General features: G+C 39.6%; 25 protein-coding genes and 1 riboswitch. Of the genes, 16 read left to right on the top strand and 9 right to left on the bottom strand.

Annotated features, from left to right (window positions below; translation table 11 throughout):
- Positions 1-142: 142 nt before the first annotated feature.
- The 3 genes from PAND9192_RS01270 to PAND9192_RS01280 are packed head-to-tail and all read left to right on the top strand — an operon-like array spanning position 143 to position 2,894.
- Positions 143-370, top strand: a complete 228-nt coding sequence (locus PAND9192_RS01270) for a FeoA family protein (RefSeq protein WP_036795487.1) — start codon at positions 143-145, stop codon at positions 368-370.
- A complete protein-coding gene (feoB, locus tag PAND9192_RS01275; protein ID WP_087852228.1) occupies positions 370-2,655 on the top strand; it encodes a Fe(2+) transporter permease subunit FeoB in 2,286 nt (761 codons plus the stop codon). The genes PAND9192_RS01270 and feoB overlap by 1 nt, the downstream gene beginning before the upstream one ends.
- A complete protein-coding gene (locus tag PAND9192_RS01280; RefSeq protein WP_065166357.1) occupies positions 2,652-2,894 on the top strand; it encodes a FeoC-like transcriptional regulator in 243 nt (80 codons plus the stop codon). The genes feoB and PAND9192_RS01280 overlap by 4 nt, the downstream gene beginning before the upstream one ends.
- Before the next feature lie 110 nt (positions 2,895-3,004).
- Here the strand turns inward: PAND9192_RS01280 and PAND9192_RS01285 are convergent, their stop codons facing one another.
- On the bottom strand, positions 3,005-3,439 hold the full coding sequence (locus tag PAND9192_RS01285; protein ID WP_065166356.1) for an HIT domain-containing protein: 435 nt from the start codon (positions 3,437-3,439) through the stop codon (positions 3,005-3,007).
- A gap of 169 nt (positions 3,440-3,608) precedes the next feature.
- Between PAND9192_RS01285 and PAND9192_RS01290 the strand changes: the two genes are divergently transcribed.
- Entirely contained in the window at positions 3,609-4,214 is a 606-nt protein-coding gene (locus PAND9192_RS01290; RefSeq protein ID WP_087852229.1) for a DUF924 family protein, read from the top strand.
- Between the two features lie 93 nt (positions 4,215-4,307).
- Here PAND9192_RS01290 and argS read toward each other — a convergent pair whose 3' ends face one another.
- On the bottom strand, positions 4,308-6,038 hold the full coding sequence (gene argS / locus PAND9192_RS01295) for an arginine--tRNA ligase (protein WP_087852230.1): 1,731 nt from the start codon (positions 6,036-6,038) through the stop codon (positions 4,308-4,310).
- A gap of 411 nt (positions 6,039-6,449) precedes the next feature.
- On the opposite strand from argS, the gene PAND9192_RS01300 reads away from it, so the two are divergent.
- Complete coding sequence (locus tag PAND9192_RS01300; protein ID WP_087852231.1) at positions 6,450-7,034, top strand: VOC family protein; 585 nt, start codon at positions 6,450-6,452, stop codon at positions 7,032-7,034.
- Between the two features lie 78 nt (positions 7,035-7,112).
- On the opposite strand, the gene purU is transcribed toward PAND9192_RS01300, so the two are convergent.
- Positions 7,113-7,946, bottom strand: coding sequence for a formyltetrahydrofolate deformylase (purU, locus tag PAND9192_RS01305; RefSeq protein ID WP_060996963.1), 834 nt, complete (start codon positions 7,944-7,946; stop codon positions 7,113-7,115).
- A gap of 206 nt (positions 7,947-8,152) precedes the next feature.
- Here purU and yoaA point away from each other — a divergent pair, with 206 nt between their 5' ends.
- The 7 genes from yoaA (at position 8,153) to rnd (ending at position 15,895) form a co-directional block, all read left to right on the top strand.
- Positions 8,153-10,096 (top strand): DNA repair helicase YoaA, encoded by a 1,944-nt coding sequence (yoaA, locus tag PAND9192_RS01310; protein WP_087852232.1) that lies wholly within the window; start codon positions 8,153-8,155, stop codon positions 10,094-10,096.
- Positions 10,097-10,111: 15 nt separating this feature from the next.
- Complete coding sequence (tsaB, locus tag PAND9192_RS01315) at positions 10,112-10,813, top strand: tRNA (adenosine(37)-N6)-threonylcarbamoyltransferase complex dimerization subunit type 1 TsaB (protein WP_087852233.1); 702 nt, start codon at positions 10,112-10,114, stop codon at positions 10,811-10,813.
- Positions 10,814-10,890: 77 nt separating this feature from the next.
- Positions 10,891-11,184 (top strand): hypothetical protein, encoded by a 294-nt coding sequence (locus PAND9192_RS01320; RefSeq protein WP_144018071.1) that lies wholly within the window; start codon positions 10,891-10,893, stop codon positions 11,182-11,184.
- A gap of 114 nt (positions 11,185-11,298) precedes the next feature.
- Positions 11,299-11,868, top strand: a complete 570-nt coding sequence (locus PAND9192_RS01325; protein WP_087852235.1) for a Slp family lipoprotein — start codon at positions 11,299-11,301, stop codon at positions 11,866-11,868.
- A 5-nt stretch (positions 11,869-11,873) separates the two neighbouring features.
- A complete protein-coding gene (locus PAND9192_RS01330; protein ID WP_087852236.1) occupies positions 11,874-12,752 on the top strand; it encodes an alpha/beta hydrolase in 879 nt (292 codons plus the stop codon).
- A 172-nt stretch (positions 12,753-12,924) separates the two neighbouring features.
- On the top strand, positions 12,925-14,616 hold the full coding sequence (fadD, locus tag PAND9192_RS01335; protein ID WP_060996957.1) for a long-chain-fatty-acid--CoA ligase FadD: 1,692 nt from the start codon (positions 12,925-12,927) through the stop codon (positions 14,614-14,616).
- 154 nt (positions 14,617-14,770) lie between these two features.
- Positions 14,771-15,895, top strand: coding sequence for a ribonuclease D (gene rnd / locus PAND9192_RS01340; protein WP_087819404.1), 1,125 nt, complete (start codon positions 14,771-14,773; stop codon positions 15,893-15,895).
- 60 nt (positions 15,896-15,955) lie between these two features.
- On the opposite strand, the gene minE is transcribed toward rnd, so the two are convergent.
- Genes minE through minC form a run of 3 tightly spaced genes read right to left on the bottom strand, consistent with a single transcriptional unit; the run spans position 15,956 to position 17,765 of the window.
- On the bottom strand, positions 15,956-16,219 hold the full coding sequence (minE, locus tag PAND9192_RS01345; protein ID WP_036795468.1) for a cell division topological specificity factor MinE: 264 nt from the start codon (positions 16,217-16,219) through the stop codon (positions 15,956-15,958).
- 6 nt (positions 16,220-16,225) lie between these two features.
- Positions 16,226-17,038 carry a septum site-determining protein MinD gene (gene minD / locus PAND9192_RS01350; RefSeq protein WP_060996955.1) on the bottom strand — a complete coding sequence of 271 codons (813 nt, stop codon included), beginning with the start codon at positions 17,036-17,038 and terminating at the stop codon, positions 16,226-16,228.
- Between the two features lie 25 nt (positions 17,039-17,063).
- Entirely contained in the window at positions 17,064-17,765 is a 702-nt protein-coding gene (gene minC, locus PAND9192_RS01355) for a septum site-determining protein MinC (protein WP_087852237.1), read from the bottom strand.
- Between the two features lie 222 nt (positions 17,766-17,987).
- On the opposite strand from minC, the gene PAND9192_RS01360 reads away from it, so the two are divergent.
- Together PAND9192_RS01360 and PAND9192_RS01365 are read left to right on the top strand one after the other, a co-directional pair.
- Positions 17,988-18,260 carry a YcgL domain-containing protein gene (locus tag PAND9192_RS01360; protein ID WP_087852238.1) on the top strand — a complete coding sequence of 91 codons (273 nt, stop codon included), beginning with the start codon at positions 17,988-17,990 and terminating at the stop codon, positions 18,258-18,260.
- 15 nt (positions 18,261-18,275) lie between these two features.
- A complete protein-coding gene (locus PAND9192_RS01365; RefSeq protein ID WP_087852239.1) occupies positions 18,276-19,247 on the top strand; it encodes a lytic murein transglycosylase in 972 nt (323 codons plus the stop codon).
- A 211-nt stretch (positions 19,248-19,458) separates the two neighbouring features.
- Here the strand turns inward: PAND9192_RS01365 and PAND9192_RS01370 are convergent, their stop codons facing one another.
- Positions 19,459-19,854, bottom strand: a complete 396-nt coding sequence (locus PAND9192_RS01370; protein WP_060996951.1) for an H-NS family histone-like protein — start codon at positions 19,852-19,854, stop codon at positions 19,459-19,461.
- Positions 19,855-20,230: 376 nt separating this feature from the next.
- A riboswitch (Lysine riboswitch) is annotated at positions 20,231-20,408 on the top strand.
- 100 nt (positions 20,409-20,508) lie between these two features.
- Here PAND9192_RS01370 and PAND9192_RS01375 point away from each other — a divergent pair.
- Both PAND9192_RS01375 and PAND9192_RS01380 read left to right on the top strand, forming a co-directional pair.
- Positions 20,509-22,101, top strand: coding sequence for a Na+/H+ antiporter NhaC family protein (locus PAND9192_RS01375; protein WP_087852873.1), 1,593 nt, complete (start codon positions 20,509-20,511; stop codon positions 22,099-22,101).
- Between the two features lie 174 nt (positions 22,102-22,275).
- Complete coding sequence (locus tag PAND9192_RS01380; RefSeq protein WP_060996950.1) at positions 22,276-22,854, top strand: thymidine kinase; 579 nt, start codon at positions 22,276-22,278, stop codon at positions 22,852-22,854.
- 104 nt (positions 22,855-22,958) lie between these two features.
- Here PAND9192_RS01380 and hisIE read toward each other — a convergent pair whose 3' ends face one another.
- Positions 22,959-23,579, bottom strand: a complete 621-nt coding sequence (gene hisIE, locus PAND9192_RS01385) for a bifunctional phosphoribosyl-AMP cyclohydrolase/phosphoribosyl-ATP diphosphatase HisIE (protein ID WP_087852240.1) — start codon at positions 23,577-23,579, stop codon at positions 22,959-22,961.
- Positions 23,576-24,349 (bottom strand): imidazole glycerol phosphate synthase subunit HisF, encoded by a 774-nt coding sequence (hisF, locus tag PAND9192_RS01390; RefSeq protein WP_087852241.1) that lies wholly within the window; start codon positions 24,347-24,349, stop codon positions 23,576-23,578. The genes hisIE and hisF overlap by 4 nt, the downstream gene beginning before the upstream one ends.

A 24,349-nucleotide genomic window follows, 5' to 3' on the forward strand; every position in this document is an offset into this window, starting at 1 on the left:
AACATTGATTATCAATAAGTGAAAACTATTGTTTTAAATCAGTCATAGAATAATTGATTTAAGACAAGACTAATTTCGTATCAAAGTGTAAACTTCGCTACATCGTAATGAAAATAATTCTTATTAAGGTAGGCATTTGGTTATGAAACTGTCAGATATGTCGTGTGGTCACAGCGGAACAGTGATTAATATGTCTGCGTTGCCAGCTGTAACGCGAAAAAAATTAATGGTGATGGGTCTTTTACCACATACCGAAATTACTGTTGTTCGTTTAGCTCCTTTGGGCGATCCGCTTCAGGTTCGAGTTCGAGGTGTTGATATTGCACTTCGTAAAAAAATTGCTGAAGACATTGAAGTTGAGGTTAAGTAATGCAATATGACATCCTTACCGTGGGTAATCCAAATAGCGGTAAAACAACGTTATTTAATGGATTAACGGGAGCAAAACAGCAAGTAGGTAACTGGGCAGGGGTGACGGTTGAAAAGAAGACAGGCCGTTATCAGCATAATGGTGATGATTTTTCTCTGACAGATCTGCCTGGTATTTATAACCTTGACAGTGCGAACGATGCTAACAGCCTTGATGAAGCTATCGCGTCACGCGCAATTTTAACAACGCCTGCTGACGTTATTATCAACGTTGTTGATGCATCATCACTTGAACGCAGTTTATACATGACGTTACAACTGCGTGAATTAGGTCGACCGATGGTGGTTGTACTTAATAAGATGGATGTATTGAAACGTCAGCAACAAGTGCTAGATCTTAAAGCATTAGAAAAAGCTTTGGGTTGTCCTGTTGTTGCATTGTCTGCCAATAATATGGAACGTATTGGCGAGTTTAAATCAAAGCTACATAAAATGCTGATTCAAGGCGTTGTTGTTTCAGATTTTTCTCTCGATTATGGTAATGATTTTGAAGCGGCTGTTGAACAGTTAAAGCCATTATTTATTCAAAATGAAAAGTTAAATGCGCGTGCGCAATCGATTCGTGTTTTAGAAAATGACACCTTAGTGATCCACACGTTATCAGAAGAACATAAACAAAAAGCATGTGCTATTCGTAGCCAAATGCTTGAATTAGTTGATGCTGATATTCAAGTGGCTGATGTACGTTATACGTTTTTACATCAATTATGTCAGAAAGTACGTCGTCAAGAAGGCCGTTTAAGCCACAGTCTAACCGATAAGATTGACCGCGTATTATTACACCGTGCTATTGGTATCCCATTTTTCTTCTTAGTAATGTACGTAATGTTTATGTTTGCCATAAACATTGGTAGTGCATTTATCGACTTTTTTGATATTAGTTTCGGTGCAGTATTGGTTGATGGCGGTCATTATCTATTAGATAACCATTTACCTGTTTGGTTAGTGACAATTATTGCTAATGGTATTGGCGGTGGTATTCAAACCGTTGCAACCTTTATTCCTGTGATTGCCTGTTTATATTTGTTCCTTGCCGTTCTGGAAAGTTCTGGTTATATGGCACGTGCCGCTTTTGTACTTGATAAAGTGATGCAAAAAGTGGGTTTGCCGGGTAAAGCATTTGTTCCACTAGTGCTTGGTTTTGGTTGTAATGTACCCGCTATTATGGCAACTCGTACGTTAGAACAAGAGCGTGAACGTAAACTTGCAGCTGCAATGGCACCGTTTATGTCATGTGGTGCACGTTTACCTGTGTATGCATTATTTGCAGCAGCTTTTTTTCCTGATAATGGTCAGAATGTTGTTTTCACTCTGTATATCTTAGGTATTGTTGCAGCTGTAATGACAGGCCTTATTCTGCGTAACACACTTTACCCTGGCGCAAGTGATAGTTTTATCATGGAGATGCCAAATTATGAGTTACCCACAATACGTAACGTGGTCATTAAAACATGGCAGAAGTTGAAGCGTTTTGTATTTGGTGCCGGTAAAACGATTGTTGTTGTGGTAACGATTTTAAGTTTCTTTAACTCACTGGGCACTGATGGTTCATTTGGTAATGAAGATACGTCAAAATCTGTATTGTCACATGCAGCACAAGTAGTGACTCCTGTTCTAGAGCCGATTGGTGTTAAAGCAGATAACTGGCCTGCAACGGTGGGTATTATTACAGGTATCTTTGCTAAAGAAGCTGTTGTTGGTACGTTAAATAGTTTGTACGCACCTACTCTTGATGGCAGTAACGAAGAATATGATCTTGTTAGTAGCTTAAAAGAAGCCGTTGCTTCTATTGGCGATAATTTAGCCGCGTTAAGCTTCAGTGATCCTTTAGGTATTGAAGTTGGCGATCTTGAAAACAAAACTGCGGTTGCGGAAGAGCAAGGCGTTGATCAATCTGTCTACGGTAATATTCAATCACGCTTTGTAAGCGGTGCTGCAGCAATGTCGTATCTTATCTTTATTCTACTTTATACTCCATGTGCTGCGGCAATGGGTGCATATGTACGTGAATTTGGTAAGAAGTTTGCTGGCTTTATTGCCGGTTGGACAATGTTATTGGCATATACATTTGCATCATTGTTCTATCAGATTGCAGACTTTGCTTTGCATCCCGGTAGTAGTTCGTTCTGGATAGCATTCTTCATTGTGATTAATGTCGGCATATACTGGTTGATGAAACGCCAAGGTAAAAAGCAGTCGCATCTAGAAGGATTATTGCTTGAATGATTTTACAACAATTAAAACAGTATATTGCAGATCATGGTCGAGTGAGTCGTAACCAGCTTGCTATCCATTTTGGTATGTCAGAAGATGGTGTAGATGCCATGCTTGCGGTGTGGGTAAAAAAAGGCGCTATTGGCAAAGAGTTAGTAGGCTGTGATAGTACCCAATGTTGTCAGACAGCTAAAGATGTGTGGTATCGATGCTTAGCCGCGAATGAGTTATCAGTCACGGTTATGCGTTAAATAGTGTTTTTTCAATAAATAAGCAGCCTACGGGCTGCTTTTTTTAGCGCTATATTTACAGCAATAATCATCAGCGTAACCGTGACAGTTACGCTAATTTAATACTGTGATTAAACGTTGAGGGTGCTAAAACCTGCGATATTACTCAGTTCTTGACGTAATTCTTCAGCAAGCGCTTGCTGTACTTCTTCACTACGTTGAATACCTTGGGTATTGCCCCAAACAGGTCCGGGCCATGCGATATCATTGCTAAAACGGGCGATATGGTGAATATGAAGTTGAGGTACAAGATTACCAAGTGCACCAATATTTATTTTTTCAGCTTGATAGTCTTGCTCTAATAAAGCCGCGACCGCTGATGATTCACGCATAAGTTGTTGCTGATCTTGCTCTGATAAATGATGGATTTCACGCAGCGCATCATAACGAGGTACTAAGATAAGCCATGGACCAAGGGCTTCTTTTACTAGTAATACGCGTGATAAAGGTAAATCACCAAGTACCGTTGTATCTGCCATTAATCGAGGATGAAGAGTGAAACTCATGTAATTATTCCTTAACAGTACATTCTAGCTCACAAGCTTGAGCAATATTTATTATAGTAAGCTTAATTTGGCGCAATTGGTATTATCCTTGAGGGTATGCATAATCATCGCTTAATTGGTGATGATTATCCTATAAAAATGTAGTTAAAGTGTATTAATGGGGGCTTAAATGGTAACTGAGTATCAATTTATTCTTGATTACTGGTTTGGTGAGCTTAATGGCGAAGTGACCCGTGAAAATAAAAATGCACTATGGTTTTTAGGGGGAGTTGAGGTTGATGTTGAAATCACGTCTAAGTTTCAACACTGGGTAAGTATGGCGGGCAATGGGGAGCTTAATCATTGGAGTGATACTGCGCAGGGACGTCTGGCGTTAATTATTCTATTAGATCAATTTCCACGTAATATTTATCGCGGACTTAATGCTGCCTTTAGATATGATTTGCTAGCACTTGCTATTTGTAAGCGTGGTTTAGCCCTTAATCAAGACACCGAACTTGCAGCTATTGAACGGGTATTCTTTTATTTGCCCTTAGAGCATTCTGAAGATTTAGAAGATCAAGAAGAAAGTGTGTTTCGATTTGATTTATTACGTAAAAATGTACAACTTGAGAATATTGCGGTGTTTGATAGTTTTTATGACTTTGCTAATAGCCATTTTGAAGTAATTAAAGAATTTGGGCGTTTTCCTCATCGAAATGCAGTCAAAGGACGGCTATCAACCAAGAAAGAGTTAACTTGGCTACATGATGGTGGTTTACGTTTTGGTCAATAATCAGTGATGTTAGTGCTATTAAAAAAGCCTTCAAGAATGAAGGCTTTTTATTATCTAGCTATCATTATAAACAGCTATCACACTATCCGCTAATTACATACGCTCTAGTGTTTCGATACCAAGTAGATCCAAGCCTTTCTTAATAGTGTTAGCCGTTAATAGTGCTAACTTCAAACGGCTTTGCTTAACAGCTTCTTCTGCGTTAAGAATTGGGCATGCTTCGTAGAAGCTAGAGAACAGGCCTGCAAGTTCAAATAGGTAAGTACACATTAGGTGTGGTTGACCTTCACGTGCTACAGACTGAACTGCTTCTTCAAACTGAAGTAACTTAGACAGTAGTGCTTGCTCTTTTTCGTCATTAATAACGATAGGAGCGGTTAGATCTTTTAGTTCAACATTTGCACGCTTGAAGATAGATGCTACACGAGTGTATGCATATTGCATGTACGGTGCAGTGTTACCTTCAAATGCAAGCATGTTGTCCCAATCAAAGATGTAGTCTGTGGTACGGTGCTTAGAAAGATCTGAGTATTTAACCGCAGCCATTGCAACTGTTGTCGCAATTTTTGCTTTTTCTTCAGCACTTAGTTCAGGGTTCTTTGCTTCGATTAGTTGGTTAGCACGCTCTTCTGCTTCATCAAGAAGATCAGCAAGACGTACAGTACCGCCAGCACGGGTCTTAAATGGACGACCATCTTTACCAAGCATCATACCAAATGCGTGGTGCTCTAGAGATACTTCCTCAGGAACATAACCTGCTTTACGAACGATAGACCAAGCCATCATTAGGTGCTGGTGCTGACGTGAGTCAATGAAGTAAAGTACACGATCGGCATGAAGTTGCTCGTAACGGTATTTAGCACAAGCAATATCAGTAGTGGTATATAGGTAGCCGCCATCACGTTTTTGGATGATAACACCCATTGGCTCGCCATCTTTATTCTTGTATTCGTCAAGGAAAACAACCGTTGCGCCATCACTCTCAACGGCTAGACCTTTTTGTTTTAGATCTGCAACAACAGGTGCAAGCATGTCGTTATACATTGACTCACCCATTACGTTATCATCAGTTAATGACACGCTTAGACGGTCGTAGTTGCGTTGGTTTTGCTTAAGTGTGATTGCAACAAGTTGACGCCATTTCTCTAGGCAATACTCGTCACCACTTTGTAGACGAACAACGAAGTTACGTGCAGTTACACCAAACTCTTCATCTTCATCATAAAGTACTTTTGATTCACGGTAGAAGCCTTCAAGATCGCTGATGTTCATTGAAACATCGCTACCTTCTTTCTCTTTACGTTCCATGTTAGCGATAAGCATACCAAATTGGGTACCCCAGTCGCCAAGGTGGTTAGCACGAATAACATTGTGACCTAAAAATTCTAGGGTACGTACAACGGCATCGCCAATGATTGTTGAACGTAAGTGACCAACGTGCATTTCTTTTGCAACGTTAGGTGCTGAATAGTCAACAACAATCGTTTGTGCTTCATCAGTATCAACAGCTAGACGATCGCTTGCTAGTGCTTCTTCACCGCGCGCTGCTAGCCATGCTTTATCAAGGAAGATATTGATAAAACCAGGACCTGCAATTTCAACTTTCTCAGCAATACCGTCTAGTTGTAGACAATCGATAACTTTTTGAGCGAATTCACGTGGATTCATGCCCAATTTTTTAGCAACGCCCATAACACCGTTTGCTTGGTAATCACCAAATTGTGCTTTTGCTGACTGACGAACTGCTGCTGGACTACCGGCAGGTGCGCCTGCAGCTTCTAATGCTTGTGATACTTTATCATTAATAAGTGCTTGAATATTCACTCGCTGTTCCTTAATCGTTTGTAACGCCAATCATATATATGTGGCAAAAACGTCTGCGTATAGCAAAATATGCCGCCAAAAATACTCACGGAGCTAAAGTGTTTTTTGCTTAACTAAAAAGCGGCCAAAGCTACGTGAGTATTTTTTGATGGTAGTGCTAATTTAGTTTAAACACCAATATCTTGAATAGGCAGCGTGCGTTACCCTAATAATACCCACATAGTTAGGTACTTTGGCAACTGGAAAAAGAGATTGTAAGCAATTTTTTTTAAAGTTTTCCAAATAGACTAAAATAAAGCCAAAATTCAGCACTGATAAGGGCTACCTCGTGCTAGTTTAATTATTGGTAATGCGAAAAGTCTGAGTAATTATGCGCTTGTTTGTTAAATGTTACGTAGTTGGAGAGACAAAATGCAAAATTTGAAACAACTAGGCTTAGATCCTGAGCAAATGCTAGCTGATTTACCCGTGTTTATGAATCGCATTATTCAGTTAGCTGATGGGATCGGAATTTCGCTTTCAGAATACACAGCAGATCATATTGCATTAAGAGTTAATTCACAGGATATTGCTCTGGAGCTGCATCAGGCGTGGTTAGCTTATGGTTCTGAATGGTCAAAGACGATCATTAATGGACGTCCGATTGTAGTTATTGGTTTTGATAAGCCGCTTCAAGTTGGAGATTGGACTATTGCGGCGTTAGAGTTACCTTATCCAAGTGATAAGGTCTATCCACAGCAGGGGTGGGAGCACGTTGAGTTTGTTATTCCTGGTAATGCAATGTCGATAGAACAATTACAACAGACTATCAATACCGCTTTTCCAACATTAGATTGGCAGCAGTTAGCGAGTAAAGGTATTAAGGTTAAAGCCAGTTCTCCTGCAGGAGAGCATGAACGTTTGCCAAATCCGACTTATGCTTTTAAAAAAGATAATATCTGCATTAAATTACATTCACATTCTTTAGCGGCAGTGATTGCGAGTGAGCAACAGTAACCTAGTCGGTTGCTGTAAATTAAACAAAAAAATGCCACCGTTAAAGAAAACAGTGGCATTTATTTCTAGATTGTTTATTTAAAGAATAACAGTCCGATTGCCATGCACGAAGACACGATCATCAACGACTAACCCCAATGCTTTACTGAGTACTGATTTTTCTACATCACGTCCAGATTTAGCCATTTCTTCAGCACTAAACGTGTGATCAACTGGAATCACGTTCTGAGTAATGATAGGCCCTTCATCAAGATCATTAGTGACAAAGTGGGCGGTAGCACCAATAATTTTCACACCACGCTCAAAAGCTTGCTGATAAGGTTTAGCACCAATAAATGCAGGTAGAAAGCTATGATGGATATTAATGATTTTATGTGGGAATTGAGCAACAAAATTAGGCGTAAGAATCCGCATATATTTTGCGAGCACGACATAATTGGGTGAGTATTGTTGTATGGCTGCCAGTAATTGGGTTTCATGCTGCTCACGCGTTAGTCCCTCATGACAGACATGATGAAATGGCACATTAAATTTTTCAGTTAAATCTTGTAACTTATCGTAGTTACCGACTACTGCCGCAATCTCAATATCTAATGAACCATCAAAGGTTTTTACCAAAATATCCCCTAAACAATGGGCTTCTTTGGTCACCATAATGACAATTTTCTTACGCTCAGAGCTAATTAAGCGACGTTTGCTTCCTGCTGGTAAGGCACGATCAAGATCTGCTAATAAGGTCTCATCATTGAAATAGCCTTCAAGATCAGTACGCATAAAAAAGTGGTTTTTAGCGTTATCAACGTATTCTTTATTATTAATAATATTGAGCTGATGTTTATGACAGATATTGGTAATTTTAGCGATAAGACCCATATTATCAGGGCATTCCGTTAATAGTGTTTTCTTTTCCATATGTGTTCCTGATGGCGGCAACGCAGTGCAGAGCCTAAAAATCATAATTTATCACTATTACGCTTATTCTATGTTAGGGTCAAATAGTTTATTGAATGTGCTGTTTCATTGATGCGAAATAGCATTTTAGATAACTGGTCGCGAGGTAATAAAATAGGCATAATAGAGCTATTGATACTGTATAAATAACCAATAGTGCGAAGTGAATGATAGCTAAGTTTTTTGCCGCTGGTGGTGCGTTAGATAAGGCCATTCCCGGATTTCAAGCTCGACAATCTCAAATTGATATGGCCAAAGCCGTGGCTGATGCTATCAAGCAGCAATCACAATTAGTGGTTGAAGCCGGTACTGGTACAGGTAAGACATTTGCCTACCTTGTACCTGCATTAGTTAGCGCTAAAAAAACCATTATTAGTACCGGTTCAAAAAACCTTCAAGAGCAATTATTTCATCGTGACTTGCCATTAATGGCAAGCGCATTGGGGTTTACTGGACGAGTGGCGTTATTAAAAGGCCGTTCAAACTATTTATGTGTTGATCGCCTTAGCCGTCAAATAACGGAAAGTCATGGCGAACATTCTGATCCGGTGATGCTAAGTTTATTAATTAAGACTCGGCAGTGGTCATCATCGTCTAAAACTGGTGATCTTGGTGAGTGTGAAGATATCGCCGAAGATAGTCCGGTGATCCCGATGATCACTTCAAGCAATGACAATTGTCTAGGTCGTGAATGCCCGTCTTTTGATGATTGCTTTGTGGTTAAAGCACGCCGTAAAGCGATGGAAGCTGATGTGGTTGTGGTTAACCACCATTTATTTCTGGCTGACTTAGCGATGAAAGACAATGGTTTTGGCGAATTGATTCCTGAAGCTGAGGTGTTTATTTTTGATGAAGCCCATCAAATGCCTGATATTGCTAGCCAATATTTTGGTCAAAATTTATCGAGTCGCCAATTAATAGAACTGGCTAAAGACATCGAAATTGGTTATCGCACTGAAGCGAAAGATATGCGTCAACTGCAAAAAGCCGCAGCACGGTTACAGCAAGCTGCGTTTGAGATGCGAATTATTTTAGGCGATCCTGGATTTCGTGGTAACTGGCGTGAAGCATCACAAACACCTGCGGTACAACGTGAATTAGTACGCCTAAATGATGCGCTTGATTTAATTTATGATGTGCTGAAATTAGCCTTAGGACGTAGCCAGTTATTAGACGCAGCCTTTGAGCGCGCAACCTTGTTAAAGGCACGTTTAAAACGGGTGGCTGATACCAGTATTATTGGCTATTCATATTGGTATGAATGTACACCTCGCCAATTTAGTTTAAATATTACCCCGCTTTCAGTTGCTGATAAATTCAGTGAACGCATGGCAGAGCAAAAGGGGGCTTGGATTTTTACCTCGGCAACATTGGCCGTTGATGATGATTTTAGCCATTTTAGTCACCGTTTAGGGCTGCAACCAAAGCAGCAATTCTCGCTTGAAAGTCCGTTTGATTATGCCTCTCAAGCTTTATTGTGTGTGCCACGACATTTGCCTGAGCCAAATAGCTATGGCTTAGCTGATAAACTGGTTGAGATGCTAGCACCAATCATTGCAGCCAATGAAGGGCGATGTTTCTTCCTTTGTACTTCGCATCAGATGGTGCGCGATCTTGCTGAAGGTTTTCGAGCTCGACTTGATCTGCCAGTACTAGCCCAAGGCGAAACCAGTAAACAAAAGTTATTAGCTGAGTATCTTGAGCGTGGTAACGCATTATTAGTAGCAACAGGGGCTTTTTGGGAAGGGATTGATGTTAGAGGCCAAGCCCTTAGCTGTGTTATCATAGATAAATTACCGTTTACGGCGCCAGATGACCCATTATTAAAAGCACGAATTGAAGATTGTCGCTTGCGAGGAGGAGATCCTTTTGCGGAGGTACAAGTACCAGATGCAGTGATTACCTTAAAGCAAGGCGTGGGTCGATTGATTCGTGATACTAAAGATAAAGGGGTATTAGTAATTTGCGATAATCGTATAGTTACTCGTGCTTATGGCGCAGTATTTTTGAGAAGTTTACCGCCAATTCCACGCACGCGTAGTGTTGCAGGGGTTAGCGAATTTTTGTCGAGCTTAACCGATACTCAAGTATCTGTAAGTGACGATATCTAACATTCAGAGGCTTGAATGAGCACCAAAATTCTGGCAGTAGATACTGCAACTGAAAACTGTTCTGTCGCGCTAATGATCGGCGATGATGTTATTTCTCGTTGTGAATATGCACCTCGCGAGCACACCACGAAAATTTTACCAATGATTGATGCCGTAATGGCTGAAGCTGGGATTAAATTAAAGCAACTTGATGCCCTTGCTTATGGTCGTGGTCCTGGTAGCTTTACCGGCGTTCGTATTGGTATTGGTATTGCACAAGGGTTAGCCTTTGGTGCTAACTTACCTATGATTGGGGTCTCTACTTTAGCGGCTATGGCGCAAGGTTCATTCCGTTTACATCAATCAGAGCATGTGCTGACGGCGATTGATGCGCGTATGGGTGAACTTTATTGGGGACAGTACCAACGTAAAACTGATGGTGATTGGCTATTAATGGGTAATGAGCAAGTGATTGCCCCTGATGTGTTATTAGCAAATGTACAAGCTGATCCTAATTTATGGTTAACAGCAGGTACTGGATGGGAAGCTTACCCAGAATTGCTAAGCCAACTTCCTTTAACAGCTCAAGTAGGCTCTGTGCTATATCCTGATTCACAAGATATGGTGCATTTAGCTAAATACGCTTTTGCCCGTGGTGACATGGTTGCAGCAGAAGCGGCGAGTCCTGTTTACTTACGTGATACTGTGACTTGGAAAAAACTGCCAGGTCGTGAGTGATCTAACAATATAAATTAAGATAAAAGAGTGCTGCGTATATAGCACCACTCTTTTATCTTTGATTAGGTGTAATGGTGATGATGAGTTTGTCTTCAATAATGCCAATAGCAACGCCTATCTCCTCACGTGTTACAGTTGCATCTTCAACTGCAATAGCTACTTCTGCTTATTCTCAAATTTCATTAACGCCTACCGAAACGACACTACACAATCAAATAGCATCAAGGTTATTATCAATACCTACTGCTGTCATTCATTATGATGCGCCATCAGCGACGCATAAATCGGCTATAAATTGTTATTTAGACGTTCTTTGTTATCAGCAACAACAAGCGCTCTCTGCGCAGTTTGGCGTTGATATTTTGGTATAAAATACCTTAATGGTAATGTTGCTTAGAGTGCTATCGTTAATGGAGCTGAGTTAATAAAGTATCAGTAGAGCGTATTTTTTGGTGAGTTATTAAACAAATATGTCGAGGTTTTAGATGTTTAGTAAGCTATTTCTTGGGGTGATATTAGTGTTTATGGTAGGCTGCGCGAGCTTACCTACAACGTTAGTGACGAAATCGAAAGACCCAATTACAGATTTAACCGTTATTCAACAGCACCCACAAGCGAGCCAAAATAAAGAGGTTCGACTAGGTGGAGTTATTGCTTCTATTCGTAATGAACAGCAACAAACACGCATTGAAATAGTTGCTATGCCTTTAACAAGTGATGGTCGTCCAATATTGAATGCACAATCTCAAGGACGGTTTATTGCCTATATTAACGGTTTTTTAGAGCCGCTCGAATATGCTAAAGGACGTTTATTGACTGTAGTTGGAAGATTTACTGGTGATGAGCAAGGAAAAATAGGTAAATACCCATATACTTTCCCTGTAGTACAAGTATTCGGTCAACAGTTGTGGCGAGTGCAACAACAGATACAACTAGATGACCCATTTTGGACGCGTCAGCCGTGTTATTCATTTAATTGCGACCCGTGGGATAATGACTTAATGATGCCTAATTTTGGTATTAATGGTCGTATTGTTGAGCGAGTAGTACCTTAATTATAATGAAAGAAATAACGCTGACTGTAGCTGAATATAATCTTGCTGGTTGTAGCAACATTGATATAAATACGCTAACACTGACATCAAAACCGTTATTAGTGTTACTTCATGGCTGGCAAGATAACGCCGCGACCTTTGCATCTTTGTGGCCGTTGTTAACGCAACACTATAATGTGATTGCATTTGATTGGCCAGGACACGGTAAATCTGATCATAAAAATGGCGATAACTATTATCATTTTGTTGATTATATTGATGATTTACACCAAGTTATTACACAGTTAAAGCATGAAAAAGTATACCTTATTGGCCACTCGCTAGGGGCGATTGTTGCAGGTTGTTATGCGGCAGTTTTTCCTGAATATGTTGACAAAATTGTATTAATTGAAGGTTTATCACCGTTAACAGAAAACCCTGACATGATTGTTGAGCGGTTACGTGTTGGTATCGTCAGTCGTCAGCGCTATCGCCAACGGCAGCAGCGTTTAAAACAACGCTCAATGGCTTCTTTTACTGAAGCTTTACACCTACGTGCGAGTGCTAACCAGTTACCACTATCCTTATTGGACGCGGTAGTAAAAAGAGCAACAGTAGAGCGTGACGGGCGCTGGTATTGGCGTCATGATCCTCGTCTGCGTTGTGATTCGCTATATCGTATGGCACAGCAACACGCGCAGGCGTTATTAAGCAGTATTAATGCGCCGGTATTATCTATTATTGGTGATAGTGGTTATGCTTCTGTTTATAAAAGTGATGTCAGTGAATGGGGTATACAAGATTTTACCCAAGTAATGGTGTCAGGGGGACATCATTGCCATTTACAAAGTTCAAGTGATGTTTATCGTCATATTCGAACATTTATCCCCACAGAATTCGATTAATAATGGTGTTTTTTGTTGAGTGTCAAAATTTGAAACCATGATGCAATGACTAAATACTAATTAAAAGTTAAATATGCTGTAATGATAGAGTAAATATTTACATTGTTTATATCAATTGCAGTTTTGTTAGTTTATAAACGCACACCGCAGTCTAATTATAAGGAGAGTGCACGTGGATAAGGTTTGGCTTAGCCGCTATCCGGACGATGTACCGGCAGAAATTAACTCAGATGAATATTCATCTTTGGTCGATATGTTTGAACAATCTGTACGTAAATACGCAGATCAAACGGCTTTTATTAACATGGGACAGGTAATGACCTTCCGTAAGTTGGAAGAGCGTAGCCGTGCATTTGCTGCATATTTACAAAATGAGCTGAAACTTCAAAAAGGTGATCGTGTTGCTGTTATGATGCCAAACTTGCTGCAATATCCAATTGCATTGTTTGGTATTTTGCGTGCAGGTTGTGTGGTGGTCAATGTTAATCCACTTTATACACCGCGAGAATTAGAGCATCAGCTTAATGATTCAGGCGCAAAAGCTATTGTTATCGTGTCTAATTTCGCCCATACATTAGAAGCGGTGGTAAAAAACACCTGTGTTAAGCATGTTATTTTAACCAGCCTTGGTGACCAATTATCACGTCCGAAGGGAACATTGGTTAACTTCGTGGTGAAATATATTAAAAAAATGGTGCCGTCATACCATTTGCCACATGCAACATCGATGCGTATCGCATTGCGAAAAGGGCGTCGAATGCAATATGTTAAGCCATTTATTACTGGTGATGACATGGCATTTTTACAATATACCGGTGGTACTACCGGTGTTGCGAAAGGTGCGATTCTGACTCACCATAATATGGTGTCTAACGTGATGCAGGCAAAAGGTGCTTATGGGCCGGTATTAACGGAAGGACGCGAATTAATCGTAACCGCATTGCCGTTGTATCATGTGTTTGCTCTAACTGTTAACTGTTTATTATTGTTGGAAATGGGTGGCCAAAACTTATTGATCACCAACCCTCGTGATATTCCAACCTTTATTAAAGAATTACAACGCTATCCGTTCTCGGCCATTACTGGTGTTAATACCTTATTCAATGCGTTAGTAAATCATCCAGACTTTGAGAGCTTAGATTTTAGTAAGCTTCACCTTTCTGTGGGTGGTGGTATGGCTGTACAACGTGCTGTTGCCGAAAAGTGGCAAAAAATCACAGGTAATTACTTACTTGAAGGTTATGGCTTAACTGAGTGTTCACCATTAGTTGCCGCTTACCCTTATAATTTGACTTACTATAACGGTTCTATTGGTTTACCTGTTCCATCAACCGAGGTACGTATGGTTGATGATGAAGGTAACGTGGTTGGTATTGACCAAATAGGTGAGCTGCAAGTCCGTGGTCCTCAAGTAATGAAAGGCTATTGGCAGCATCCAGAAGCGACCAAAGAAGTGCTAACAGAAGATGGTTGGCTATCTACGGGTGATATCGTTAAATTTGATGACGAAGGCTTTTTACATATCGTTGATCGTAAAAAAGATATGATTCTTGTGTCTGGATTTAACGTTTATCCGAATGAAATTGAAGATGTAGTAGCATTGCACGATAAAGTGCTAGAAGTTGCTGCGATTGGTCAAGCACATGAAGTGTCTGGTGAAGTGGTTAAACTTTGTGTGGTTAAACGTGACGATAGTTTAACTCGCGATGAATTAATTGCTCATTGTCGACAACACTTAACTGGCTATAAAATTCCTAAAATCGTTGAGTTTATGGATGAACTACCTAAGACCAATGTGGGTAAAATTTTGCGTCGTGTGTTACGTGAACAATCAGATCAAAAAGCACAGCAATCTGAAAAATAATATCATTACTGACATTAACTGATGTTGTTTTGATAAAATAATCGCAATTGATTGTGCTAGCACGTATCTAATGCCGGCTTTCATGCCGGCATTGTTCTATAAAATATTTAATAGGCTCTCATACGGGGTCGTTCTGTCATCAAAAAGGTACATTGTGAATTTCGAGATTGTTACAACAACTGAGCAGCTTCGCCTACGGTGTGAGTCAGCGCGTCAGCATACAGCTGTTATGCTTGATACTGAATTTGTACGTACGCGAACGCTTTACCCTCGTTTAGGGCTGATCCAAATGTTTGATGGTGAACATCTGTCATTGGTTGATCCACTTGACGTTGAAGATATGACACCGTTATGGGATTTATTACGTGATCCAAGCGTGATTAAAGTTTTGCATGCGTGCGGTGAAGATCTTGAAGTTTTTCAGCATCATGCTGGCTGTTTACCCGTTCCTATGCTTGATACTCAGATTATGGCTGCTTTTCTTGGGCATGGCATTTCAACAGGTTTTGGCGCGTTAGTGAAAGAATATGTTGGTGTCGAGCTTGATAAAGGTGAAGCGCGCACTAATTGGCTTGCTCGTCCGTTAACGGATAAACAACTAGATTATGCAGCAGCTGATGTACACTACCTCAAGCCGTTATATGAAACATTATTAGCGAAAGTAGAAGCGGCTGGTTACATGGAAGCGTTACAACAAGAATGTAATGCGATTATGTTGCGTAGAACTAAGACGCTTGATCCTAATAAAGCCTATCTTGATATCAAAAATGCATGGCAGCTAACACCCAAACAGTTAGCAATATTACAACAAGCAGCGGCTTGGCGAGTACGTGAAGCAAGAAAGCGCGATATCGCACTTAACTTTATTGTTAAAGAATTGCATTTGTGGAAACTGGCACGTTTAGAAATTAAATCACGTTCAACGCTTGAAAAAGAAGGCTTTGAGCCAATGGAAATTCAACGCCATGGCAACCGTTTATTAAAAATGGTACATGACAATGAGACTATTGATAGCACAGAGTACCCACCAAAAATTGAGCGTTTGGTTGATTTTGCTGGTTATAAGCAGATGGTAAAACGTTTAAAGGATGTCGTTAGTGATGTCGAGTTAGCAACCGGACTGGCTCCTGAATTTTTAGCATCCAAAAAACAGATCCATCAGTTGTTATCATGGGCATGGAAACATCAGCGAGCTGATGAAAAGCGTCCCGAAATGCTTAAAAATTGGCGTCAACCTTTATTTGAAGTAAGCGTGCTTGCTATTCTTGACGAAAAATAAGCATGAGCGTCATATATAGATAATAAAAATCCCCGCTAAGTATGACTTAGCGGGGATTTTTTACTTTTCTTCGTCAGGTAAAGTGACGTTAAGTTCTAGTACCGATAACTCATCACCGTTATGGTCTAGGTTTACCGAAACATGTTCAGGGTTAATTTGAACATATTTACTAATAACCGCTAAAATATCGCGCTTTAGCTGTGGTAAGTAGGCTGGAGATGCTTGTCCTGCGCTACGTCTTTCAGCAACAATAATTTGTAACCGTTCTTTTGCTACATTTGCAGTTTTCGCTCTACGTGGGCGAAAGAACTCAAGCAGTGCCATAGTCAATTAGCCTCCAAATAGACGTTTTAGGAAGCCTTTCTTTTCTTCTTCTAAGAAGCGGAAAGGACGTTCTTCACCAAGTAGACGCGCAACAGTGTCTTCATAGGCTAGTCCTGCATCAGAACCCTTATCAAAGATAACAGGTTCACCTTTGTTAGAGGCATTCAGTACAGCTTGGCTTTCAGGAATAACACCAAGTAGTGGAATGTGAAGGATCTCTTCGACATCTTGTACACTTAGCATTTCACCTTGATTAACGCGAGTAGGGTTGTAACGTGTAAGTAAAAGGTGTTGTTTAACTGGCTCGCGACCTTTTTCTGCGCGGCGAGACTTTGAATCTAAAATGCCTAGAATACGGTCTGAGTCACGAACTGAAGAAACTTCAGGGTTCGTGGTTACAATCGCTTCATCTGCAAAATACAGCGCCATAAGAGCACCGGTTTCAATACCAGCAGGTGAGTCACAGATAATAAAATCAAAACCCATTTTCGCTAGTTCTTTAAATACTTTCTCGACACCATTGCGAGACAATGCATCTTTATCGCGAGTTTGGGATGCTGGAAGTACAAATAAATTATCAACGCGCTTATCTTTAATTAGCGCTTGACTTAGATTTGCTTCGCCATTAATAACATTAACAAAGTCATAAACGACACGGCGTTCACAACCCATAATGAGATCGAGGTTACGCAGGCCGATATCAAAATCGATGACTGCAGTTTTTTTACCGCTCAGTGCTAGGCCAGATGCAAGAGCAGCACTAGAGGTTGTTTTACCAACGCCGCCTTTACCTGAGGTAACAACGATAATTCGTGCCATTTACTCTATTCCTTCTTAAAACTTTTTATAAAGCGAGGTGTTCTATACTGAGATTATTGTCTTCAAGAGATATGACAACACCTTTGCCCCAAAACTCTTCCTGAATGTTATCACTCAGCCAGTAGTTTCCTGCAACAGAAATTAGTTCAGATTGTAAGTTTTGACAGAAAATTGTCGCACTTTGTTCACCGCTTGCACCCGCAATAGCGCGACCACGTAGCGTGCCATAAATATGGATACAACCATCAGAAAGAATTTCTGCACCTGCACTGACATTACTGAGAATAACGAGATCACGATTGCGAGCATAAATTTGTTGTCCGGAGCGAACCGGCGTACGAATAATTAATGTTGGCTCTTTATCGGTACTTATTGGGGCATCTAATGTTTCAGCTACACATTCAGATGACTCGTCTTTCACAGGTCTTGCTGCGTTCATAATAGCAAAACCCGCGTTTTTTGCTTGGGTTTGCTGGGTTTTATTTTTGCAGCCACCAATACCAACAGGAATCATTCCTGCATCAATAATACCCGCTTTAAGCTCTTCAAAGTTAATATCAGTATCAACTTGTGATATATCAATAACAACAGGTGCCGAAGCAAAAAAATTTGGTGCAAGTTCAACTTTATCTTTTAGCTGATTAGTTACTTTACTAATGTCATTATCAACTAAATGAAGTGCAGAGAGCGTGAACGAGCTCCCTTTTAGTTCAGCTATCTTGGTCATAGGTTTATTATGGATAAGATTTTAAATTAACCATTTAGTTCATTATCACAAAGGTACTAGCATGGTATATTCACTCGCCGTTAGGGGCAAGCTATCCTTGCGTTGACGTTGGTTTTTCAGACAAACTTCTCACACTATTTACTTAAAACTGAGTCAATAGTGAATGATTGCTTGTAATCGAGCTCTCAAATGTATGGCGCATAAATGAAATAGGCTATTTATATGTTGTGTTCAATCTACAAAAGTTTAAAAAAAGACAATACTTATTTGTACATTAATAAAAAAGATGATTTTGCAGATGTTCCTGCAGAATTAATGACTACATTTGGTAAACCTCAATTTGTGATGGTGATCAAACTTGAGGGAAGAACATTAGCACTGGCTGATGTGGAAAAAGTAAAACACGCATTAGCGACTGTCGGTTTTTATTTACAAGTACCACCACCAGTGACTAATTTATTAGATCAATATAAGGCTGATAAAGCCACTAAATAATATAATAAGGTTACTATGCATAAGCGTTTGATATCAATTTTTGTTGCTATAGGAATGGGACTGTCCTCTTCTGCATTTGCTTCTGAAGAAGGATTCGATGCCTACGTAGATAAATTAAAAGTAGAAGCGCGTGGGAATGGTATTTCAGAGCCGATAATTGATGCAGCATTTGCGGGCATCAAATATACCGCTCGTGCTGTGAAAGCCGATAATAATCAACCAGAGAAAAAACTGTCGTTAGAGCAATATATTACTCGTGCAGTACCTGATTGGAAAGTAAAACAGGCTAACCGTCTTTATCAACAAAATAAAACAGCACTTGAACGTATTGGTAAACAATATGGTGTGCAACCACGGTTCATTGTTGCTCTGTGGGGTATTGAAAGTAATTTTGGTAAAATTCAAGGTAATTACCATGTTGTCGAAGCATTAGCGACATTAGCTTATGATGGTCGTCGTGAAGCATTGTTTCGTAAGCAAGTGATGGCAGCATTAGAAATATTACAAAATGGTAATATTGATATCGATGATATGAAAGGTTCGTGGGCTGGTGCAATGGGACAATGTCAGTTTATGCCGACGTCTTATCTGACTTATGCTGTAGATGGTAACGGTGATGGAAAAGCTGATATTTGGAATACCAAGGCTGATGTTTTTGCTTCTGCTGCTAATTACCTTAAATTATCTGGCTGGAACAATGAATATACTTGGGGACGTCCAGTTAAGTTATCAGCATCTTTAGCTGATAGTTATGAAGGAACCGAAACTGAAAAAGGAAAAACATTAGCTCAATGGCAGCAATTAGGTGTGATGAGTAATAGTCACGGCGCGTTACCTAATGCTGATATTCAGGCGTGGCTAATTCAACCTGATGGCGGTGAAGGTAAATCATATCTAATATATGAAAACTATCGAACATTACTAAAATGGAATCGCTCACATTATTTTGCTTTAGCTGTAAGTGCATTAGCTGATCGTATTCAATAGACTAATTATTATTAGCTGCAATATGCAAATATAGATAACAACTAAAAAGTCAGGCGTAGGTGTCTGGCTTTTTTTGATTATATTAATAAACAATTATAAATGTTGATTTATTCTTATTGGGGATATGTGAAACTAAGATAGATGTCGTATTAGTAACAGTTGAAATAAAAAAAGCCTAAATAATTTAGGCTTTTTTATTTATTCATTTATATTAGATTTCAAACTCTTCAAGAGCTTGACCATCATCTAATGCTTTCTTTAGGGCGCTAGGTGTACGACCTTGGCCTGTCCATGTTTTTTCATCGCCATTTTCATCAATGAATTTATATTTAGCAGGACGACTAGCACGTTTTGTTTTTGGTGCTTTAGCTAAGCTTGCTAGTAATTCTTCAGGGTCAATACCATCAGCTAAAAGCATTTCACGATATTGAGCTAACTTTTCATTACGCTCATTTTCTTTTGCTTGCTCTTCTGCTTCTGCTTCAGAACGTTCAGTCACAACGGTTGTTAGTTTATCTAACGCTTCTTCAAGTTGTTCTAGTGTATATTCACGAGAGAGTGCGCGTAAGCTTCGCAGATTTAAAAGCGCTTTCATTGCATCAGACATTTTATATTTCCTGTTATTTTTAATTAACTGTAAATAATAATAGCAGCGTTAAAACATTTTTTGCAATAGTAATACTTTTATACATTCTGTGTAAAACATTTTAATCATTTCTTTATTTAAAAAGCTTTTATATTCGTTATATGCCGATATTTATAAAATCTATCTTCGCTAATAGTATAAATACAAGCGAAATAGTTTTAGTTATTGTCGCACCATTTTATATGGTGAATGATAATAAACTTTAAATGTTATGCTACTTCATTGTTATTGAATGTTTATGATTATAAAGACGCTATTCATGTGTGCTATTGTTAAGTTTTGTTGTTCAAGGTGTTGCAAAATTGCGCTATTTACGTAGAATGATTTATTCCTTAACGATAAGGGTAGAGGCGCATTGTTTATCAGTAATTAATACGAGGGTGATACCGATGACTATTAGTGAAAGGGAGTAATGCCGAAGTAAGAAACTATGATCAAATATTCTTACTGGGGTTGCATTGAAGAAGTGTAACACTGCCATAGTAAATACATCACTATGGAGCGCTACTGTGGAGGCAGGGAAGACAAACCTTCTTTCCTTATACTCAAATTAATATGCCATGTGGCTATATCAAGCAGTAGATCTTCTAACCAAAATTGGTTGTCGTAGAGATCATAACTTTGATAGATTATTCCCATTCTTTAACATCCATTATTCCGCCGTTAGTTGCACTTGGCTTGGCGATTTTAACCCGTAGAGTATTATTGTCTTTGGGTACCGGTGTGGTACTTGGGGCTCTATTCCTTAACGATTTTTCTTTCACAAATACAGGTGATTACCTTGCAACATCAGTAAAAGGACTGTTCATTACTGATGGTGGTATTAATACTTGGAATATGAGTATTGTACTATTTTTAATATTGTTAGGAATGACCACTGCATTATTAACCCTTTCTGGAGGGACGCGCGCTTTTGCTGAGTGGGCTCAAACGAAAATTAAAACTAAACGTGGAGCAAAATTATTGGCTGCCTTCTTAGGGGTATTCATTTTTGTTGACGATTATTTTAATAGTCTCGCAGTCGGTTCTATTGCTCGTCCTGTAACTGACCGTTTTCAGGTTTCACGTTCAAAATTAGCTTATATTCTTGATTCAACGGCGGCACCTATGTGTGTATTAATGCCTGCATCAAGTTGGGGCGCATATATTATTACTTTGATAGGCGGTATTTTAGTGACTCATGGTGTTACAGAATATACACCACTGAGTGCTTTTATGACTCTAGCCCCGATGAACTTTTATGCGATTTTCGCTTTAGCTATGGTATTTGTCGTGGCATGGTTCCAATGGGATATAGGACCGATGCGCAAGCATGAACTTGCTGCGAGCCGTGGTTGTGGTACTGATGAAGGTGGAGATGTTGACGAGCAAGCTAAAGATTTAACTGAAGAGCTCGATATTAAAGAAAGTCAGCATGGACGAGTCGGTGATTTAGTGTGGCCAATTATTATCCTTATTATTGCGACGTTCTTTTTTATGGTGTTTACCGGCTATCAGGTACTCGCAGCAGAAGGAAAGCCATTTGCACTATTAGGGGCTTTTGAAAATACCAATGTTGGCGAAGCGCTATGTTTAGGCGGTGCATTTGGCTTAGTTGCCGCTATTATTCCGGTGTTTCGTCAACGTATTGCTTATTCTGATATTGGGCACACGTTATGGATTGGCGCTAAATCTATGTTTGGTGCGATTTTAATTCTCTTGTTTGCATGGAGCATTGGCAGTGTTATCGGTGATATGAAAACAGGTCAATATTTATCAACTCTTGTTCAAGGAAATATTAACCCTGCATTATTGCCAATGATCCTGTTTTTATTATCTGGCATTATGGCTTTTTCTACCGGAACGTCATGGGGCACCTTTGGTATTATGTTACCAATAGCAGGTGATCTTGCGGGCGCAACTGAAATTAGTTTAATGTTACCAATGCTTGCTAGTGTGCTTGCGGGCTCAGTATTTGGTGATCATTGTTCACCTATCTCTGATACAACTATTTTGTCATCGACAGGTGCTCGTTGTCATCATATTGATCACGTTGCCACACAACTACCTTATGCGTTATCTGTGGCGGTTATTTCAGCGATTGGATTTTTAGTTTTGGGTATAACTGACTCATTAGCTATGGCATTTTTAGCAGCGGCAACTGCCTTTACACTTATGTGCTTTTTCTTAGCTTGGCTATCACGTCAACCCAAGAAAGTGCTGGTGTAGAATTTGGCGATATTAAAATAACCCAATGGGTGTAAATTGAGCCAGTTGATGATCTCAGCTGGCTTTTTTTATAACAACAATAGCAGTTGTTGATATCGGCACTTTTAATTGGTAGTTATTTTATGTAGCATCGGCGCGATTTTTTAATGCAATCAATATTACTAGGAAAGCCTAATGGCCCAGATGTATTTCTATTACTCAGCAATGAATGCTGGGAAATCGACCACATTATTACAATCGTCATTTAACTACCGTGAACGAGGTATGACGCCCATTATTTTTACGGCCGCAATTGATGATCGTTTTGGTAAAGGTAAAGTTAGCTCTCGAATTGGTTTGCAGGAAGATGCAGAATTATTTAATTCAACAGATGATCTTTATCAGAAGCTAATTCAGATTTCAGCAGCAGGTAAAATTGATTGTGTATTAATTGATGAAAGTCAGTTTTTAACCAAAGAGCAAGTTTACCAATTAACTGAAGTGGTCGATAAATTAGATATTCCAGTTTTATGTTATGGCCTACGAACAGATTTCCTTGGTGAATTATTTGAAGGTAGCCGTTATTTATTATCATGGGCTGATAAATTAGTTGAACTCAAAACAATTTGTCATTGTGGTCGTAAAGCTAATATGGTTATTCGCCAAGATGCTGCGGGCAATGCGATTGCTGGTGGTAACCAAGTTGAAATTGGTGGAAATGACCTTTATGTGTCGGTATGCCGTGCTCATTATAAAGAAGCGCTAGGGCTATAATACGCATTTATATGAATAAAAAAAGGAAGCTTAGCTTCCTTTTTTTATTCGTGGCAACAATTAAAAGTAATAATTGGTAATAACTACCTTATATTTAGTTATCATTATTTTTGATGACGTTGTTTCAGTTTATTAATAACGTCTTCAAGGTTGAGGTTCTGATCTTGTAATAATACTAATAAATGATAAATAAGATCTGCTGACTCACAGACTAATTCCGCTTTATCGCCCGACGTTGCCGCAAGCGCAACTTCAACCCCTTCTTCGCCCACTTTCTGCGATATACGCTTGGTGCCGCGAGCATAGAGGCTGGCGGTGTAAGAGCTGTCGGGATCGGCACCTTTACGAGCAGCCAAGATTTGCTCAAGTTGATGAAGGAACACCAAAGCTGGTTGCTCGTTAGTATCATTATCGCAATCAAAACAGCTAGTGGTATTTAAATGGCAGGTTGGGCCAATAGGATTAACTTGAATTAATAATGTATCTTGATCGCAATCAAGCTTAATATTTTTAAGTTGCAATACATTGCCAGATGTTTCGCCTTTGGTCCATAAGCGGTTTTTAGTGCGAGACCAAAAAGTCACTTGCTTGGTATCTAGCGTTTTAGCTAGCGCTTCATCATTCATATAGCCCAGCATTAATACTTGGCCACTAATGTTATCTTGAATTATGGCAGGGATCAGTCCGGCTACTTTTTCCCAATCAATTGTTGTTGTTAAACTCATAGTCGAATCTCCACCTGTTGTTGTTTAAGATATTGCTTTAACTCACCAATATTAATAATTTGCTTGTGAAATACTGATGCAGCAAGAGCACCGTCAGCATTTGCTTGTTGAAATGCATCTCGAAAATGGAACATTTCACCTGCGCCACCAGAGGCAATTAAAGGCACGTTACAGACACTGCGTACCATGTTGAGTTGCTTTAAGTCGTAACCATTACGCACGCCATCTTGGTTCATCATATTAAGTACGATTTCACCGGCACCACGACGTTGTACTTCTTGCACCCAATCACAGGTTTGCCATTGAGTGGCTTTGGTGCGACTTTCGTCACCAGTAAATTGGTACACCTGATATTGACCTGTTTCAGCATCAAAATAGGAATCAATACCAACCACAATACATTGCACGCCGAACTTATTTGCCAGTGTGGTAATTAATGTTGGATCAGCCAGCGCTGGTGAATTGATAGAAACCTTATCGGCTCCAAATTGTAGAATACGACTTGCATCGTCAGCGGATTTAATACCACCAGCAACACAAAATGGAATATCAATCACTTCTGCAACGCGAGATACCCAGCTTTTATCAACCACGCGACCATCGCTTGATGCCGTAATATCATAGAAAACCAGTTCATCTGCACCTTCTTCAGCGTAGCGTTTAGCGAGAGGGACAATATCGCCAATGATTTCATGGTTACGAAATTGAACCCCTTTAACCACTTGACCATCACGCACATCTAAACAAGGAATAATACGTTTAGCTAACAT

It is taken from the genome of Photobacterium andalusiense, from assembly GCF_900185625.1.
GTDB classification, from domain to species: Bacteria; Pseudomonadota; Gammaproteobacteria; order Enterobacterales; family Vibrionaceae; genus Photobacterium; species Photobacterium aquimaris.